The organism is Nocardia sp. 852002-51101_SCH5132738 (assembly GCF_001665695.1).
In the GTDB taxonomy this organism is placed as follows: domain Bacteria; phylum Actinomycetota; class Actinomycetes; order Mycobacteriales; family Mycobacteriaceae; genus Nocardia; species Nocardia nova.
On record NZ_LZML01000102.1, the window covers coordinates 84,210 to 101,111 of the forward strand.

General features: G+C 67.1%; 13 protein-coding genes and 1 pseudogene. 7 read left to right on the forward strand and 7 right to left on the reverse strand.

The window, feature by feature from the left end; translation table 11 throughout:
* Positions 1-120 precede the first annotated feature (120 nt).
* From A5789_RS14115 to A5789_RS14125, 3 genes are all read right to left on the reverse strand, one after another.
* Positions 121-1,356: a cytochrome P450 gene (locus A5789_RS14115; RefSeq protein ID WP_063013140.1), complete on the reverse strand. Its 1,236-nt coding sequence runs from the start codon at positions 1,354-1,356 to the stop codon at positions 121-123.
* 186 nt (positions 1,357-1,542) lie between these two features.
* On the reverse strand, positions 1,543-3,387 hold the full coding sequence (asnB, locus tag A5789_RS14120) for an asparagine synthase (glutamine-hydrolyzing) (protein ID WP_064905479.1): 1,845 nt from the start codon (positions 3,385-3,387) through the stop codon (positions 1,543-1,545).
* A 242-nt stretch (positions 3,388-3,629) separates the two neighbouring features.
* Positions 3,630-4,040 carry a hypothetical protein gene (locus A5789_RS14125; RefSeq protein WP_321190270.1) on the reverse strand — a complete coding sequence of 137 codons (411 nt, stop codon included), beginning with the start codon at positions 4,038-4,040 and terminating at the stop codon, positions 3,630-3,632.
* A 175-nt stretch (positions 4,041-4,215) separates the two neighbouring features.
* Between A5789_RS14125 and A5789_RS14130 the strand changes: the two genes are divergently transcribed.
* The 5 genes from A5789_RS14130 to A5789_RS14150 all read left to right on the forward strand — a co-directional run bounded on the left by A5789_RS14130 (position 4,216) and on the right by A5789_RS14150 (position 10,585).
* Positions 4,216-4,965 (forward strand): helix-turn-helix transcriptional regulator, encoded by a 750-nt coding sequence (locus A5789_RS14130; RefSeq protein WP_064905481.1) that lies wholly within the window; start codon positions 4,216-4,218, stop codon positions 4,963-4,965.
* A 390-nt stretch (positions 4,966-5,355) separates the two neighbouring features.
* The gene (locus A5789_RS14135) at positions 5,356-6,036 is read left to right on the forward strand and encodes a heme oxygenase (biliverdin-producing) (RefSeq protein ID WP_063028185.1); all 681 of its coding nucleotides are present in this window, start codon (positions 5,356-5,358) and stop codon (positions 6,034-6,036) included.
* 317 nt (positions 6,037-6,353) lie between these two features.
* On the forward strand, positions 6,354-8,366 hold the full coding sequence (locus A5789_RS14140) for an SDR family oxidoreductase (RefSeq protein ID WP_064905483.1): 2,013 nt from the start codon (positions 6,354-6,356) through the stop codon (positions 8,364-8,366).
* A 45-nt stretch (positions 8,367-8,411) separates the two neighbouring features.
* Positions 8,412-9,128: a polysaccharide deacetylase family protein gene (locus A5789_RS14145; RefSeq protein ID WP_063013150.1), complete on the forward strand. Its 717-nt coding sequence runs from the start codon at positions 8,412-8,414 to the stop codon at positions 9,126-9,128.
* A gap of 56 nt (positions 9,129-9,184) precedes the next feature.
* On the forward strand, positions 9,185-10,585 hold the full coding sequence (locus tag A5789_RS14150; RefSeq protein ID WP_063013152.1) for a wax ester/triacylglycerol synthase family O-acyltransferase: 1,401 nt from the start codon (positions 9,185-9,187) through the stop codon (positions 10,583-10,585).
* 5 nt (positions 10,586-10,590) lie between these two features.
* Here the strand turns inward: A5789_RS14150 and A5789_RS14155 are convergent, their stop codons facing one another.
* Positions 10,591-11,511, reverse strand: coding sequence for an alpha/beta fold hydrolase (locus A5789_RS14155; RefSeq protein WP_082856940.1), 921 nt, complete (start codon positions 11,509-11,511; stop codon positions 10,591-10,593).
* Between the two features lie 69 nt (positions 11,512-11,580).
* Complete coding sequence (locus tag A5789_RS14160; RefSeq protein WP_064905485.1) at positions 11,581-12,588, reverse strand: zinc-binding alcohol dehydrogenase family protein; 1,008 nt, start codon at positions 12,586-12,588, stop codon at positions 11,581-11,583.
* Positions 12,589-12,738: 150 nt separating this feature from the next.
* On the opposite strand from A5789_RS14160, the gene A5789_RS14165 reads away from it, so the two are divergent.
* A complete protein-coding gene (locus A5789_RS14165) occupies positions 12,739-13,752 on the forward strand; it encodes an AraC family transcriptional regulator (protein WP_064905488.1) in 1,014 nt (337 codons plus the stop codon).
* 124 nt (positions 13,753-13,876) lie between these two features.
* Positions 13,877-14,998, forward strand: a complete 1,122-nt coding sequence (locus A5789_RS14170; RefSeq protein WP_063028198.1) for an acyl-CoA dehydrogenase family protein — start codon at positions 13,877-13,879, stop codon at positions 14,996-14,998.
* Positions 14,999-15,149: 151 nt separating this feature from the next.
* Here A5789_RS14170 and A5789_RS14175 read toward each other — a convergent pair.
* Together A5789_RS14175 and A5789_RS14180 are read right to left on the reverse strand one after the other, a co-directional pair.
* A pseudogene (locus A5789_RS14175) lies at positions 15,150-15,914 on the reverse strand (SDR family NAD(P)-dependent oxidoreductase); the annotation flags it as partial.
* Positions 15,915-15,956: 42 nt separating this feature from the next.
* Positions 15,957-16,902: IS701 family transposase (locus A5789_RS14180; RefSeq protein ID WP_064905498.1), on the reverse strand; the 946-nt coding region annotated here is incomplete at its 5' end.

Genomic DNA, 16,902 nt, shown 5'->3' on the forward strand with positions numbered 1-16,902 from the left:
TCCTTCGTCGCATGCGCACCGGCCCCGACGTCACGGGTACGTCGAGGCCGGTACGCACGCTGTGTCCTGGGCCGCCGGAGACCGGGGACGCCGAGGGCGCTGCCCCGGCGGCCGCGGCGCTCACTCGTAGGCGACCTGCCAGCTCTTGATTCCGTTCAACCAGCCCGAGCGTAGCCGGACCGGCTCGGAAACCTCACGCAGGTTGGGCATCACGTCGGCGATGGCGTTGAAGATCAGATCCAGCTGCAGCCGGGCCAGGTTGGCGCCGACGCAGTAGTGGGTGCCGGTGCCGCCGAAACCCACGTGCGGGTTCGGGTTTCGCATGATGTCGAAGTCGAACGGCTTGTCGAAACGTTCCTCGTCGAAGTTCGCCGAGGAGTAGAACAGGCCGACCCGCTGGCCCTTCTTGATGGCCTGACCGCCGATTTCGGTGTCCGACAACGCGGTTCGCTGGAACGCGATGACCGGGGTCGCCCAGCGCACGATCTCGTCGGGCGCGGTGCGCGGCCGCTCGGCCTTGTAGAGCTCCCACTGCGCCGGGTTGTCCACGAAGGCCTTCATGCCGTGGGTGGTGGCGTTGCGCGTGGTCTCGTTACCGGCCACGGCCAGCAGGATGACGAACCACGCGAACTCCTCCGAGCCCAGCGCCTCACCCTCGATATCGGCGTTGAGCAGCTGGGAGACGATGTCGTCGGCCGGGCATTTGCGCTTCTCCTCGGCGAGGTTCCACGCGTAGCCCATGACCTGGGCGTTGGCCATCTTGTAGCTGTCGGCGTACTCGGGGTCGTCGTAGCCCATCATCTGGTTGGACCACTCGAACAGCTTGACGCGATCCTCCTGCGGCACGCCGAGCAGTTCGGCGATGGCCTGCAGCGGCAGCTCACAGGCCACCTGCTGGACGAAGTCGCCGCCGCCGGTCTTCTTCGCCTCGTGCACGATCCGCTCGGCCCGCTCGCGCAGCGCGGCCCGCAGGCTCTCCACCGCACGCGGGGTGAAGCCGCGCGAAATGATGCGGCGCAGCTTGTCGTGCGCCGGCGGATCGGTGTTGACCAGCATGGCCCGCTGGATCTCGATCTCCTCGCGGGTGATGTCGCCCTTGAAACGGATCACCGCGGTGTTCTCGTGGGTGGAGAAGACCTCGGAGTTCTTCGAGATCTCCTTGATGTCGTCGAGCCGGCTCACCACCCAGTAGCCGCCGTCGTCGAATCCACTCACTCCGTTGGGCTGGTCGACCCACCACACCGGGGCGGTGCGGCGCAGTTCGGCCCATTCGGCCACGGGCAGGCGCTGCGACAGCAGATCGGGGTCGGTGAAATCGAAATCGTGACTGATGGACGGCAGAGACGGCGCGGACACGGTACCTCCTTTGGAACACGTTCCTATGGAGTGAACCACACCACACCCGTTTTGTGAACACCTATTAGTAAATAATGTTCACGTGCTTGTTCCGGCGCGCGAGCAAACGGCTGGCAAGATATTTGACCAGCATGGACAGCGTCCGGGCCGGCTCCGAGGGGGGACGGGGCCGGCCCGGACGAGCGCTCAATCCAGCTGCAGTTGCGGAGAATACAGCTCCAGCCAGGTGTGCAGATCGATGATGCGGTCCAATCCGGCGCGCACGGCGCTGTCGATGCCCGCCGGGTCGAGGGCAACCGCCCGCTGCAGCCACTGCCGGTCGATGAGGTCGAACAGCCGTGAATCACTCTCGGCGAGAACATGTTTCGCCTGCTGCTGCAGCACCGCCGCGTAGCCCGGATCCTGCGTCGACGGGTACGGGCTCTTGACGCGCCGCACGACCGATTCCGGCAGCACATGCTCGGCCGCATGCCGCAGCAGGCTCTTCTCCCGGCCGTCGAACGTCTTCAGCGACCACGGGGTGTTGTAGACGTATTCGACCAGGCGGTGGTCGCAGAACGGCACCCGCACCTCGAGGCCGACCGCCATCGACGCGCGGTCCTTACGGTCGAGCAACGTGCGCACGAACCGGGTCAGGTGCAGGTGGCAAACAGTCCGCATCCGGTGCTCGACCTCGGATTCGCCGTCGAGGTGCTCGACCTCGGCCACCGCCGCGCTGTATTGGTCGGCGACGAACTCCTCGAGCCGGAGCCGTTCACGCAGGGCCGGGTTCAGGATCTGCCAGCGGGAGTCGCCGGTCAGGGCGCTGTTGAACGCGAGCCACGGAAAGTTGTCCTCCTTCAGTGCCACCTCGTCGTGGAACCAGCGATACCCGCCGAACACCTCGTCGGCCGACTCCCCCGACAGCGCCACGGTCGATTGCTGCCGGATCGCCGCGAACAGCAGATACAGCGAGGTGTCCATATCGCCGAAACCGACAGGGATGTCGCGGGCGGTGACGACCGCGCGCCGCGCCGCCGGATCGGCCAGATCCGCCGGATTCAACATCACGTCGCGATGGGCCGAGCGCACAAGGGCTGCCACCTCCCGCACGAACGGCGAATCCGGGGTGTCGCGCATCTCGTCGGGAACGAAGTTCTGCTCCTGGTTGGCGAAATCCACCGAGAACGTGCGCAATTGCTCGCCGTCGCGGGCGAGCCGGGTCGCGGCCAGGCCGGTGATCGCGCTCGAGTCCAGTCCGCCCGAGAGCAGCACGCAGCGCGGCACATCGGAGATGAGCTGGCGATCGACGATGTCGGTCAGCAGCTCACGCACCCGGGCGACGGTCCGTTCCTGGCTGTCGGTGTGCTCGACGGCATGCAGCCGCCAGTAGGTGCGGGTGCGAATTCCGTTGCGGTCCACCGTGACCAGCGTGCCCGGCAGCACCTCTTCCATCCCCTTCCACAGCGACCAACCGGGCTGTTTGGTCATGGCGAACAGCTCGCGCAGACCGTCCAGGTCGACGGTCGCGGCCGCCAGCGGGTTGGCGAGGATGGCCTTCGGCTCGGAGCCGAACAGCACACCGTCGGGGGTCGGGTAGTAGTAGAACGGTTTGATCCCCATCCGGTCGCGCACCATCACCAGCTTCTGGTCGCGCTGGTCCCAGATCGCGAAGGCGTACATGCCGTTGAGGTGGTCGACGACGGACTCACCCCATTGCAGATAGCCGTGCAATACCACCTCGGTGTCGCTGTCGGTGTCGAAGCGGTGCCCGAGTCCGCGCAGCTCCTCGCGCAGTTCACGGAAGTTGTAGGCCTCCCCCGAGTACACCATCGCTACGTCGCCGGCCGGGGTCGGTACGGTCATCGGCTGCGTCCCGCCCGGCAGGTCGATGATGGCCAGTCGCCGATGCCCCAGTGCCGCGTGTGTACGAACGAAGGTGCCCCGCCCGTCCGGCCCGCGACAGGCCATGGTTTCGGTCATCGCATCGACAACCCCCTGCTGCCGGGTGAGGTCGTCCGAGAACGCCACCCAGCCCGCGATTCCGCACATTCCGCCGCCTCTCAATAGTTAATTAGCTTAGGGAACTATCCGTAAAACCGTTGTAACACAAGGAGTCTCGCGCGCGCCACCACGCGCCCGACTTGTCCGAGCTTGTCCGAACTCGTCGCGTTCGCCCGAATAGTTCGGTTCGCCCGCGGCGAGCGAACGCCCGGAAATCACCGGTTACGCCGCACCGGAGTGCCCCGATCGAACGCGCCACCACCCCTATCGTCACCCCGCCCCTGCTTCCGCTACCGGCCGGGTTGCCCTCCAGTAGCCCAACGGGAAAAGGAGAGCCGAGGGTTCACCGTCTCGACGTCGGCGACCGCCATCACCGAATTCAGGGCAAGGAAGTCGAAATGCTCTGTCGACGGCGCAATTACGACGTCGGCACCGGCCGCTCGAACCTGATCGGCGAGCGGTAGCCGACTCGTCTCCGGCGCCCACACCAGCCGATAGCCCAGCCGCACCGCCAGCCGCCGTACCTGAGCGATATCCCAGTCGAGACACGGCGACTCCGGATGCACCCACCCCAGCGCGACCGGGCGCGCATCCCTCACGACCGCCGATCCCCGGCGACGCACCTCGCCACGCAGCGGAAGGCGCACCAGCACGACAGTCAACACGAGCAACCCCACGGTGAGCAGGAACAACACCCACATCGCACACACCCCTCGCTGTTCGGTTCGGAATCCCCCGGCGCCCGGAACCGAAGCTCCCGGCGCCGGAACTACGGACAGATTCGCGCAGACCACCGCCGCCGGGCGACGACGAAAACGGCGTCAATCGGCACACAAACGGGGCGACATTCAGGCGTCATTCCTCTACGGTGGGCGCATGGGAACGCCGAACGTCGCCTTGCGCGCCGCCCGCACGGCACGACTGCTGAGCCAGGACGATCTCGCCCGCATGCTGCGCGAGGCCGGATGCGTCAGCGCGACGAAACGACTCGTCCAGCGATGGGAATCCGGCGCGACCGCCAACCCCCGCCCGTCGCATGCGCGCGCCTTGGAACAGGTGATGCGCCTGCCCATCGAAAGCCTCGGATTCGGCGCCGTGATGGCCGGACGCAGCCTGTCCGGCGACGACACGGCCGGCCACGAAGTCCACTCAGCCATCGGTGACGTCCCCCGGGAACGCCATCCCGGCCAGTCCGCACCGCAGCCCAATTCCGGCACATACTCCGGAATCTGGTTGTCCCGCTACGAGTTCTACTCCTCCGGCCGCGAGCAGACTTTCACCTCGTCGCATTACGTCGTCGTGCTCCAGCACGAACAGCGGCTCACCGTCCGCAGCCTGCCGAAGTCGGCGGCGGGCACACTCGAACTCGACCTCACCCTCGACGGGCATATCGCGACGGGCACCTGGTCGGAAGCCACGGCCCCCAGCGGCTACTACAAAGGCGCGCGGTATTTCGGGGCGATCCAACTGCTGTCCGAACTGACGGCGACCCGGCTAGCAGGCAAATGGGTGGGGTTCGGCAAGAACTTCGACGTGAACGTGGGCCCGTGGGAGCTGGTCCTGCAAGACCGATCGACATCGAAAGCCACGATCGAGAAGTTCGACCGCCCGCCCCAAAGCGATTGACCTACAAGGGTTCTGCCGCGCCACCAGCATCGCATGTTCGCCGTGCTCGAGCGGGAAGACCGCGCCCACGAACGATCCACGTCCGAGGCCGGGACCGCCCGCAGACCCGCAGGGAACCGGTCGGGGCGGTTGTGCTGAACTTTTCGTGCAAACCTCCACCAGACTGCGAGAAAACTCGCAAAGTCGGCGAGGTTTGCACGATTTGTTCACCCCGTCCGCCGCCGGCGACGAAACGGCAGTTCATCGACATCCACCGGTCGCCGCGTACACGGCCGCGCGTGGGTTTCTCGTCCGAAAGTTTGATTCCGTCACGCTTGTCGACCGGTATCGTCGGAGGCGAAGTTAGGTTACCCATACTTGTCGCCCCACGAAGCGAGGAAATCTCCGATCATGCCGGACGCCACCTCCACCGAGCAGCCCGTGCCGTTCTCCGCGCAGATCCGCTCCGCCACCGCCGAACAGCACGAACGCGCCGAGAACTCCACCTTCATGAGCGACATGCTGGGCGGCGCCCTGGACGTCCGGGCGTTCTATCGCTACACCGGCCAGCTCTGGCACATCTACCGGGCGCTCGAGGCGCACTGGGACACCCTCGCCGACGATCCGGTCGCCGGTCCGTTCATCCGGCCCGAACTCGCGCGCCTGGCGCATCTCGAGGACGATCTGGCGCATCTGGGCGGCCCGCAGTGGCGCGACGACATCGACGCGCTGCCCGCCACCGCCGAGTACGCCGCCCGCATCACCGAGTGCGCGCTGACCTGGCCGGCGGGATATGTGGCCCACCACTACACCCGCTATCTGGGTGATCTGTCCGGCGGTCAGGTCATTCGGGGCACCGCGGCGAAGCTGTGGCAGCTGCCCAAGCGTGGCGACGGGGTGCGCTTCTACGTGTTCGATCAGATCGCGAACCCGGCCGCTTTCAAGCGCGGCTACCGCACCCTGCTCGACGAACTGGCCGTCGACGATCTGGAGAAGCAGCGAGTACTCGGCGAGTGCCGGCGCGCCTTCGATCTCAACAGTGCCGTATTCGCGGATCTGGCAAGCGAATTCCCGGTCCGCCGCGAAGGCTGAACCGACCTCCGACGCTCTTGGACAATCGACCGGAAGGTTGCCAATAAGTAGCCGGGTGCGTCTCCGAGTTACATCAAAATCGTTGTTACACATACCGATCGGCGCTCCCACGTGGTGACAAGTCCCACACCACAGGGGGCGCCGTTTGGTTGCGGGCACAACTCGCCGCCAGCTAAAGTTACTCACCAGTTAGGCACACAGGGGTTCCTACAGCGACCTCGATTCTGATAGAGGCCGATTCGTTCAGTCCGCATCCACCGACGCATGTCGGACGAACAACGTTGTGCGACAACATGTTCGACATGCAAGGAGGGGTTATGGCCACCTATATCGTGACCGGTGGAACGGGTTTTCTGGGACGTCGCGTGGTGGAGGGATTGCTCACCTCCGATTCCGATGCCGTGGTGCACGTGCTCGTACGCGAGGCCTCGGCGGCCAAACTGGCCGAACTCGCGGCCCGATGGAATGCCACCGACCGGGTGTTTCCGCTGGTCGGAGACCTGACGGCCGAGGGGCTGGGGCTGGTGGACGAACCGCCGGCCGCACAGCATGTGGTGCATCTGGGCGCGGTCTACGACATGACCGCCGATGAGGAATCCGCCTACGCGGCGAATGTGAACGGCACCCGCGCGGTGATCGCGCTCGCCACCGAACTGGATGCGATGCTGCACCACGTGTCGTCGGTGGCGGTGGCCGGTGACCATCGCGGCAAATTCTTCGAAGACGATTTCGACCTCGGCCAGAATCTCGAATCTCCTTACCACCGAACGAAATTCGCCGCCGAGCGACTGGTCCGCGAAAGCGCGGGGCTGCGCTGGCGGGTGTATCGCCCGGCCATCGTGGTCGGCGATTCCCGCACCGGCGAGATGGACAAGATCGACGGTCCGTACTACTTCTTCCCCGCGATCGCGCGGCTGGCCGCGCTCCCGGGCGGGCTGCCGCTGCCGCTGCCGGATCTCGGCGCGACCAATATCGTCCCGGTCGACTACGTCGCCCAGGCCATGGTCGAGCTCATCGGCCGCCCGGGGCTGAACAAGCGCACCTTCCACCTGGTCAACCCGCGTCCGCAGCCGTTCACCGAAATCTACGGCGCGCTGTCGCGAGCAGCCGGCGCACCCGGCGGCTTGGGCCCGGTGCCGGGCAGCCACACCGCAATGGCAACGCTGAACCGGCTGCCCGGTGTCACCGCGGCGCGCGATTTCCTGTTGAGCCAGTTCGGCATTCCCGCCGAGGTCGCCCCGCACACCTCGTTCGCGTCGGAATTCGTTTCCGATTCCACCCGGGCGCTGCTGCGCCGCACCGATCTCGAGGTCCCCGCCTTCGACACCTACGCCGAGAATCTGTGGCGGTACTGGCGCGCCCACCTGGATCCCGACCGGGCGCGCCGCCACGGCGGCGGCGACCGGCTGCGCGACCGCATCGTGCTCATCACCGGCGCTTCCTCCGGGATCGGCCTGGCGACCGCGCACGCGGTGGCGCAGCGCGGCGCGACGGTGCTGATGGTGGCGCGCGGGGTCGACGAGCTCGAGGCGGCGGCCGCCCAGGTGCGCGAGCAGGGCGGCGACGCCTACAGCTATTCGTGCGACATCACCGACGAGAAGGCGGTCGAACTGCTGGTCAAGCAGGTGCTCGCCGACCATCACCATGTCGACTACGTGGTGAACAACGCCGGGCGTTCGATCCGCCGCTCGGTGCTGAACTCCACCGACCGCATGCACGACTTCGAGCGGACGATGGCCGTCAACTACTTCGGAGCGGTGCGGCTGATCCTGGCGCTGCTGCCGGCGATGCGGGAGCGCCGATTCGGCCACGTGGTCAACATCTCCTCGATCGCGGTGCAGACCAAACTGCCGCGCTTCGCCGCGTACGTGGCGAGCAAATCGGCACTGGACACCTTCAGCGAGATCGCGGCGGTCGAGAACGCCGACGCCGGCATCACCTTCACCTCGGTGCGGATGCCGTTGGTGCGCACGCCGATGATCGCCCCGACCGAGATGTACCGGTCACTGCCGGTGCACAGCCCTGAACAGGCGGCGGCGATCGTGGTGCGCGCACTCGAGGAGCGGCCCGCGCGCATCGACACTCCGATCGGCACCTTCGCCCAGGTTATCGACACGGTCATGCCCTCGGTGAAGAAGGCCATTCTGCACCAAGGCTTCCGGCGGACGGGCGAATCCACCGCGGCCAAGCACGGCCGCGCCGCCGCCGATACGGGCGAGACCGGCGGCCGCAGTCCGCTGCTCGCGCTCGCGCCGGTGGTGCAGCCGCTGATGGGTTTGCCCACCCCCGCGGCTCGTATCGTCAACCGGCTGCCCGGCCTGCACTGGTGATCCGCACCTACCACCGGACCCGGTGTCCGGTGGTAGGTTTCGCCGGTGAAACGCAGGCTTCTGCTCGGCGGCGCGATCGTCGTCGTCCTCGCGGCAGTGCTGTCGATCGGCACCTACGTCCTGATGAATTCGCGGACCTTCCAGGTCGCCGGCCGCTTGGTCCACCGCGTCGACACCAGCGCAAAGGTCGTCGCGCTGACCATCGACGACGGCCCCACCGACCGCACCCCCGCGATTCTGGAAACCCTTGCCGCCGAACATGTTCCGGCCACGTTCTACCTCGTCGGCCGCGACCTGGCGGCCCATCGCGACTACGGGGCGCAGATCGCGGCGGCCGGGCACGAGCTCGGTAACCACAGCTACACCCACCGGCGGCTGGTCTTCGTCACCCCGGCCACGGTCCGCGACGAGGTCGAGCGCACCGACGCCGAAATCGAGCGCACCGGATACCACGGCCCGGTGACCTTCCGCCCGCCCTACGGAAAGAAGCTGGTCGCACTCCCCTGGTATCTGTCGCACCACGACCGCACCACCGTGATGTGGGATGTCGAATCCGATTCCGCCGGTGGGGCGAGCACCGATGCCATAGTCTCGAAGACGGTGAACCGCGCCCGGCCGGGTTCGATCATTCTGTTGCATGCGATGTACCAGTCGGCCGCGGCGGCAGCGATTCCGCGCATCGTCGCGGAACTCCGTTCGCGCGGTTACGGTTTCGTGACCGTCTCGCAACTGATCGCTGGCACGAAACCCACCGGAATGTGACCGAACTCCCCGGCCATTTCGGCCAAAACTAGAACGTGTTCTAATAGTCTGTAGGTATGGAGCGACTGACCGGGCTGGATGCCAGCTTTCTGTACCTGGAGACCGACACCCAACTACTGCACGTGTGCGCGCTGCTGATTCTCGACCCGCCCGCCGACGGGACCGACTACGAATTCACCGCGCTGAAGGAGGAACTGGGCCGCCGCCTGCACCTGATCCCCTCCATGCGCCGCCGCGTCCATCGGGTCCCGTTCGACCTCGACCACCCGGTCTGGGTCACCGATAACGACTTCGACCTCGACCGGCACGTCCGCCGCCTCGGGCTGCCCTCCCCCGGCGGCCCGAAGGAACTGGCCGAACTCGTCGGCGACATCGCCGCGCAGCCGATGGACCGCGCCCGGCCGCTGTGGGAGATGTGGGTGATCGAGGGCCTGGCCGACGGCAAGGTCGCCGTGGTGTCGAAATACCATCACGCCGCCGTCGACGGCGTCACCGGCGCCAACATGATGGCCTATCTGTGCGATGCCGAGCCGGGTGTGCACTACCCCGATCCGCCGGCCGAGACCGACACGAAGTCCGCCGAACCCAACGATCTCGCCCTCGCGGCCGAAGGGCTGGTGCGGATGCCGGCGAAACTCGGCGTGGTCGGCATGGTGCCCAAGACGCTGGGCAAGCTCGGCGGGATGGTGCAGCGCAGGCGTGCCGACAAACAGGGCATGGCAATTCCGTTCACCGCGCCGCGCACGCCGTTCAACCGCACCATCACCCGTCATCGCAGCGTCGCCTTCACCACCGCCCCGCTCGCCGATATCAAGGAGATCCGGGCGGCGTTCGGCGTGAAAATCAACGATGTCGTCCTCACCGTCATCGCGGGGGCGCTCCGGCAATACCTGAGCGAACACGACGAATTACCGGACACCTCGCTGATCGCCTCGGTGCCCGTCTCCACCCACGAGACGACACGGCACGAACGCGGCGTCAACAAGGTGTCGACGCTGTTCGCCCAGCTCTACACCGACGTCGAGGATCCGGTGGAACGGCTGCGGCTCATTGCGGAGGCCAACGTCGGCGCCAAGGAGGAACACGAAGTCCTGGGCGCGGACTTCCTGCAGGATTGGGCCGAATACGCGCCGCCGAACACCTTCCGGATCGCGGTGCGCGCCTATTCGTCGTTCAAACTCGCCGAACGGCATCCGGTGGTGCACAACCTGGTGATCTCCAATGTGCCCGGACCGCAGCAGCCGCTGTACTTCCTCGGCTACCGCATCGACGCGCTGTTCCCGTTCGGCCCGGTCTTCCACGGCGCCGGCCTCAACGTCACGGTGCTGTCGGCCAACGGCGATCTCGATTTCGGCTTCATCGCCTGCCGTGAACTGGTTCCCGATCCGGACCGGATGGCCGACGCCGTACACGACAGCATCTCCGCGCTACTGAAGGCGGCTCAGACCCAGCGCTGAGCGCCTCAGCTCTCCCGCCGAGCGGCCACCGCCGCGCAGGCCTCGAGGAGCACAGGGACAAAGGCGTCCGCCTCGAGTACACATGCCGCATGTCCGGCCGATACGAGGAAAATCTCCGCACCGGCGATCATTGTCGCCATCTCCAGCTGCCGATAGACCGGCAGCGCGCGGTCGTGTGTCGTGATCACCACGCCCGTGGGCACCCGCAGGCTCGACAGCCACGGCGAGGAATCGAAGCGCCCCAATTCGGCGATCGCCTGAGTCATCGCCCACCCGCTGGTAGTGCGCAGCTCCGCCAGCGCCCAGCGATCCATTCGCCCTGTCTCCCAGGATATTTCGGGCACATGCGGCAGTTTGGTCGCCGCCTCCGCCACTCTACGACCCGCCGTCTCGGTCATCACCCCGGCGAGCAGCGCCATCCCGCCGTGGAACAGCCGTTCCCGCCATTTCTCCCGGAAACGGTAAGTCGTCGCGCACAGCACCAGGCCGCCGACGAGGTCCGGGCGCCGGTGCGCGACCGTTTGGGCGACGATGCCGCCCATGGAGTACCCCGCCAGGATCGGCCGGTCCACGCCGGTCACCTCCGCGACAGCGACGACGTCGTCGGCCAGTTCGTCGAGATCGAAACGCGGCGAACGGATTCCGTGCCCGTGCCAGCGTTGGTCGAACAGCACCACCCGATAGTGCTCGGACAACTCCGCCAGGGCCGGAAACCAGTTCAGCATCGCCGTGGTCACCAGACCGTGCAACAGGATCACCGTCGGTGCGCCCTCGGGCCCCGGAATATCGACCAGATAGGTCCGCCCGCGCCCGGGCAGATCCACCATTCGCCCCGCGGGCACCGAGGTCGTGCCCGATACGCGGGTACCGAAGCGCCCGCCGGCCGCCCCGCGACCATTGCCCGCCGTCTGCCGCTCCGCCGCCATCGCAACCTCCTGCACCGCCGGCCCGGTCATGAATTAGAACGCGTTCCAATTCGATGGTACCGGGTGCGGTCAGCGGGCTCCGGGCAGCAGCACAGCCGCCCCGGCGAATCGGCCGTGTGCCAGGTCGGCCAGGGCCCGGTCGGCGGATTCGAGCGGATAGGGGTTGATGCGAACCTGCATCCGGTGCCGAGCGCAGAATTCCAGGAATTCGCGGCCGTCCGCGCGCGTGTTGGCCGTGACCGAACGGATCTCGCGCTCCTGGAACAGATGGCGCTGATAGTTCAGCACCGGGATGTCCGTGAGGTGGATACCCGCGATCGACAGCACACCACCGCGGTCCAGCCCCTCCAACGCGGGCAGCACGAGGTCCCCGACCGGCGCGAACAGGATCGCCGAATCCAGCGACACCGGCGGCGGGTCGGCCGCGCCCTGCGCCGAGGCCGCGCCCAGCGCCAGGGCCAACTCCCGCGCGGCGGCGTCGCGGGTCATCACGTGCACCTCGGCGCCCTGCGCCAGGGCGACCTGGGCGGCCAGATGCGCGCTGCCGCCGAAACCGTAGATACCGAGCCGTCCCCCCGGCGGCAGCGCGGCCCGTCGCAGCGCCCGGTAGCCGATGATGCCCGCGCAGAGCAAGGGGGCCAATTCCGCGTCGGCATACCCGGAAGGCAGCGGATACACGTAATCGGCAGGCGCCGTGGCATATTCGGCGTAACCACCGTCGGCGTCCCATCCGGTGTAGCGCGAATTCGGGCACAGATTCTCCGCGCCGCGGCGGCAGTACGCGCACACCCCGCACGTGCTGCGCAACCACGCGATACCGACCCGGTCACCGGGCGCGACAGCCGTCGCTCCGGCACCCGCAGCCACCACCTCCCCCACGACCTCGTGACCGGGCACCACCCGCTGCCGGTGCACCGGCAGATCACCCTCGGCGACATGCAGATCGGTGCGGCACACGCCGCAGGCCAGCACTCGCACCAGCACCTCTCCCGCGGCCGGCTCGGGAATCGGGATCCGGGCGCGGACCGGCGGGGATTCGTCGATCAGACCGGGCCGCACCACCTGCCAGGCGGCCATCGTCGCAGGGCTCATCGCACTCCTTCCGACACCGGAACGCCCGCGCCACGGCGGGAAGATCGATGGTAGTCGTGCACGCTGACGAACCCGGCACATCCGGCCGCCGAGGCGGTCACGAGCACCGGAACGCGGCGTTGATAGCGTCGCCGAGTGCCCCCGCCGTCGACCGCCTTCACGCTGCCCATCGGGCGCGTGCACGCGATCGTCGACCTGGCGCGCCGGCGCGGGTGGGACACCGGGGAACTGCTCGCCGAAGCCGGCATCGCGCCGCAACTGCTGAACCAGGGCCGCGCCCGCGTCACCGTCGGGCAAGCCGTGCATCTGGTGCAGCAACTGTGGCGCAGCACCGACGACGAACTACTCGGATTGGGCCGTCACCCGATGCCGCGCGGCACCTTCCGGCTGGTGTGCTTCGCCCTGCTCGGTTCCCGCGATCTCGCCACCGCACTGCACCGGTTCCGGATGTTCCAGAAGGCCCTGCCGGGATTTCCGCCGCTACAGCTGAGCGCCGACGCCCGCGAGGCGCGAATCGCGTTCGACCTCAGCGATATCCGTCATCCGCACAGCCTGATCATCGACACCATGCTGATGGTCGTCTACCGCTTCCTGGACTGGTCGGTGGGCGGCTCGCTGCGACTGCTGCACGTCGAAGTCCCCTATCCGCCCAACGATCTCGACGACTACGACCTGATCTTCGATGCGCCCGTGCGCTTTTCGGCGCCCCATCCGGCCCTGGTGTTCGATGCCGCCCTGCTCACCGCACCCCTCGTGCGCGACGAGGACGATCTGTTGCGCTTCCTGCGCAACGCCCCCGAGGCCGTGATCGGCCGCGGCGACGATTCGGTGTCCACCGCGGCGCAGGTGCGCCGGATCCTGGAGCGCGGCGGACCACGGCACTGGCCCGGTGTCGAACAGATCGCCGGCGAACTGTCCGTCAGCCCCGCGACACTGCGGCGCAAATTGAGCGAGGAACATACTTCGCCCAGCCGCATCCGCGAACAGATCCTGCGCGATGCCGCGATCGCGGCGCTGGTGCGCGGCGAGACGGTGACAGCGATATCGCGCCGGCTCGGATTCTCCGAACCCAGCGCCTTCTCCCGCGCGTTCCGGCGCTGGACCGGCAGCTCCCCCGGTTCCTATCGCGGTCCCGCCGCCGCGCCCTGAGCGATCCGGTCACAAGATCGAGCGCTGCGGTCATTGGCTGCCGCGCGGCGCGCTCCTACCTTGGCGAACGAACACCGTATTCGACCAAAGGAGTTTCCCCGTGCCGGTGCATCGGTCCCCGTGGATGGACGAAGATCTCGACGCGCTCACCGATTTGGCGCGCCGCTTCTTCGAGAAGGAGTGCGCACCGAACGAGGATCGCTGGGGCCGCCAGCACCACGTCGACCGCGAAATCTGGAACCGCGCAGGCGAATTGGGGCTGCTGTGCATCTCCATCCCCGAGGAGTACGGCGGTGGCGGCGGCACCTTCGCCCACGAGGCCGTGATCGCGATCGAGCAGACCCGCGCCATGGCGCCCAGCCTCGGCAACCCGGTGCATTCCACGATCGTCGCGCACTACATCAACGCCTACGGCACCGAGGAACAGAAGCAGGCATGGCTGCCGAAGATGGCCTCCGGCGAGATCGTCGCCGCCATCGCCATGACCGAACCCGGCACCGGTTCCGACCTGCAGGGCATCCGCACCCGCGCGGTCGCCGACGGTGACCACTACGTCATCGACGGCGCCAAGACCTTCATCTCCAACGGCCTGCTCGCCGATCTGGTGATCGTCGCCGCCAAGACCTCCGAAGGCAAAGGCGCGGAATCGGTTTCGCTGATCGCCGTCGAGACCGACCGAGACGGCTTCCGGCGCGGCCGCAACCTCGAGAAGGTCGGCCAGCACGGCCAGGACACCTGCGAACTGTTCTTCGACGCCGTACGCGTCCCGAAGACCAACCTCCTCGGCGCCACCGAGGGCACCGGCTTCATCCAGCTCATGCAGCAACTACCGCAGGAGCGTCTGATCCTGGCCGTCGCCGCCGCGGCAGCGATCGAGAAGACCGTCGAGATGACCGTCGCCTACACCAAGGAACGCCAGGCTTTCGGCAAACCCATCTTCAACTTCCAGAACACCCAATTCACCCTCGCCGAATGCGACACCATCGCCTCGGTCGCCTGGGCCTTCCTCGACGACTGCGTCGCCAAACACCTCCGCGCCGAGCTCGACATCCCCACCGCCGCCAAAGCGAAATGGTGGCTGACAGAACAACAATGCCGCGTCGCCGACGAATGCCTCCAGCTGTTCGGCGGATATGGGTACATGGCGGAATACCCGATCTCACGGGTGTTCACGGATGCTCGGATCCAGAAGATCTATGGCGGGACGAACGAGATCATGAAATTGATTATCGGGCGTAGCTTGTAGATTGACTGGTGAGAGGCGGTTTTCCGGGGGCAGGATGCGGCGGCGCTCCCGTCTTCCTCCGTCTCTCACCGGAATCGCCGTCAGAATTTCGGCTGCCCGCGGGGTTACCGCTATTCGTATGGCTGAAGATCGTCGATCGCGGGTACTGGGCTCAGAGCACGGTCTTCATCTGTCGGGAAATCAGATCCGTCGTCCAGCGCGGCGAAAGCCGTACCAGCCTGTCCAGGAGGTTGGCGTCCCGGCCGACCACGACGCGGAACTTCCCCTTCTCCATGCCGCCGACGATGCGCCGGGCGGTGTGCTCCGGAGTCGTGGCCGGCACTTTACGGTTACCCGGGTCGATCATCGCGACTCCCGAATTACGGCTGAGGTCGGTGCTGATGTTGCCCGGGAAGACGGTGGTGACAGCGACGTCCGTGTCGGCGAGCTCTTGGTACAGCCCTTCGCTGAATTGTTTGACCGCACCCTTCGTCGCGCTGTAAATCGTCTGCCCCGCGAAGGGCACCAGGCCTGCCAAACTCGCCACGTTGACGAGTCCGGCCTGAGGCCGCTGCCGCAGCTCGGGGAGAAACGCCAGGCACATGTTCACCGTGCCCCAGAAATTGACCTGTACGACGCGCTCGATCTCGCCGCGTTCCAGGGCGGAGACCGGAACGAACCGGTGGATCACACCCGCGACGTTGATCAGCCCGTCGACCTGCCCGTGCTCGGCGATGACAGCCGCCGGCAGCGCGTTCACCGCCGCCACGTCGGTGACATCGACGATGTGTACTGAGATCCGATCGGCGTGGTCCGCGGCGAGCGCTCGGGTCTGCTGTAGCCAGTCACCGTTCAGATCGACCAGAGCGACCCTGGCGCCGCGTTCGAGCAGCCGCAGGACGACCTGCCGCCCGATCCCGTTGCCGGCCCCGGTGACCGCAACGACTTTTCCACCTAGTACTCCAGCCGGACTTGGCGGTCATGGTGTGGGTTGGGATCGTCGCTGGTAGTGGCTGCGGCGGGCGCGGTATTGGTGTCGGCGGCGCCAGTGCGACCAACGTATCCGGTGGCGGGCGGTGTTGACCGGTGTGAGTAGCAGTGTCGTGAGCAGATGCCGGATTTCGTTGCGGGTCAACGCGATCAGGTCGGTCGGTGCGGGATCGGTGGGGTGGGTGATGGCCAGGACGGTGAGGAAGGCGTGGGCGAGCATGGCCAGCAGGGTCCAGCGGTGCCAGGATCGCCACCCTCGGACTTGGTGCTGGTCCAGGCCGGTCAGGGTCTTGGCGGTCTGGAAATTCTCCTCTGTCGACCATCGGCGACCGGCTACCTTCACCAGCCGGGCCAGCGGCGCCGGTGTGTTGTTCGCGCAGCGGTAGTAGGCGAGTTCCCCGGTGCGCTGGTTGCGGCGGATCAGCAGCCAGTGATGCCCGGGAACGGAGTTGTCGCCGATCTCGATCCAGGCCCAGTCGTAGATGCGGGGGCCTTTGGCCCCGTCACCGGCCGAGAGTGGCTGCCACCCTCGTTTCGGCACAGTTTTCGCGAGGATGTCGGCGCGGACGCGCCCGGTCGGTGTCGTGACGCGGTGATCGCGGGCGACAGCGAGGACGTAGCCGCAGCCGCGGGCTTCCAGCGCCGCGCGTAGTTTCGGGTCATTGCCGTAGACCTCGTCGCCGGTCACCCACAGTGCAGGGACACCGGCGTCGAGCGCATCGATGATCAAGCGTTTCGCCAGAGCGGGTTTGGTGGCGAAACCCACCTCGGCGGGAACACCCGCGTCCCGGCAGCGGCCGGGATCGGTGGTCCACGATTTCGGCAGGTAGAGGGCACGGTCGAGGAAAGCGTGCCCGGCGGTCGTGGCGTAGGTGAGATACACCGCGACTTGGCTGTTCTCGATCCTTCCGGCCGTGCCGGTGTATTGACGCTGG

What these genes read in the sequence shown, in the direction of transcription:
- A5789_RS14125 (WP_321190270.1), bottom strand. Translation starts at nt 4,040, where the DNA reads ATGTGGGTGTTGTTCCTGCTCACCGTGGGGTTGCTCGTGTTGACTGTC.
- A5789_RS14135 (WP_063028185.1), top strand. Translation starts at nt 5,356, where the DNA reads ATGCCGGACGCCACCTCCACCGAGCAGCCCGTGCCGTTCTCCGCGCAG.
- A5789_RS14155 (WP_082856940.1), bottom strand. Translation starts at nt 11,511, where the DNA reads ATGGCGGCGGAGCGGCAGACGGCGGGCAATGGTCGCGGGGCGGCCGGC.
- A5789_RS14150 (WP_063013152.1), top strand. Translation starts at nt 9,185, where the DNA reads ATGGAGCGACTGACCGGGCTGGATGCCAGCTTTCTGTACCTGGAGACC.
- A5789_RS14140 (WP_064905483.1), top strand. Translation starts at nt 6,354, where the DNA reads ATGGCCACCTATATCGTGACCGGTGGAACGGGTTTTCTGGGACGTCGC.
- A5789_RS14130 (WP_064905481.1), top strand. Translation starts at nt 4,216, where the DNA reads ATGGGAACGCCGAACGTCGCCTTGCGCGCCGCCCGCACGGCACGACTG.
- A5789_RS14170 (WP_063028198.1), top strand. Translation starts at nt 13,877, where the DNA reads ATGGACGAAGATCTCGACGCGCTCACCGATTTGGCGCGCCGCTTCTTC.
- A5789_RS14160 (WP_064905485.1), bottom strand. Translation starts at nt 12,588, where the DNA reads ATGGCCGCCTGGCAGGTGGTGCGGCCCGGTCTGATCGACGAATCCCCG.
- asnB (WP_064905479.1), bottom strand. Translation starts at nt 3,387, where the DNA reads ATGTGCGGAATCGCGGGCTGGGTGGCGTTCTCGGACGACCTCACCCGG.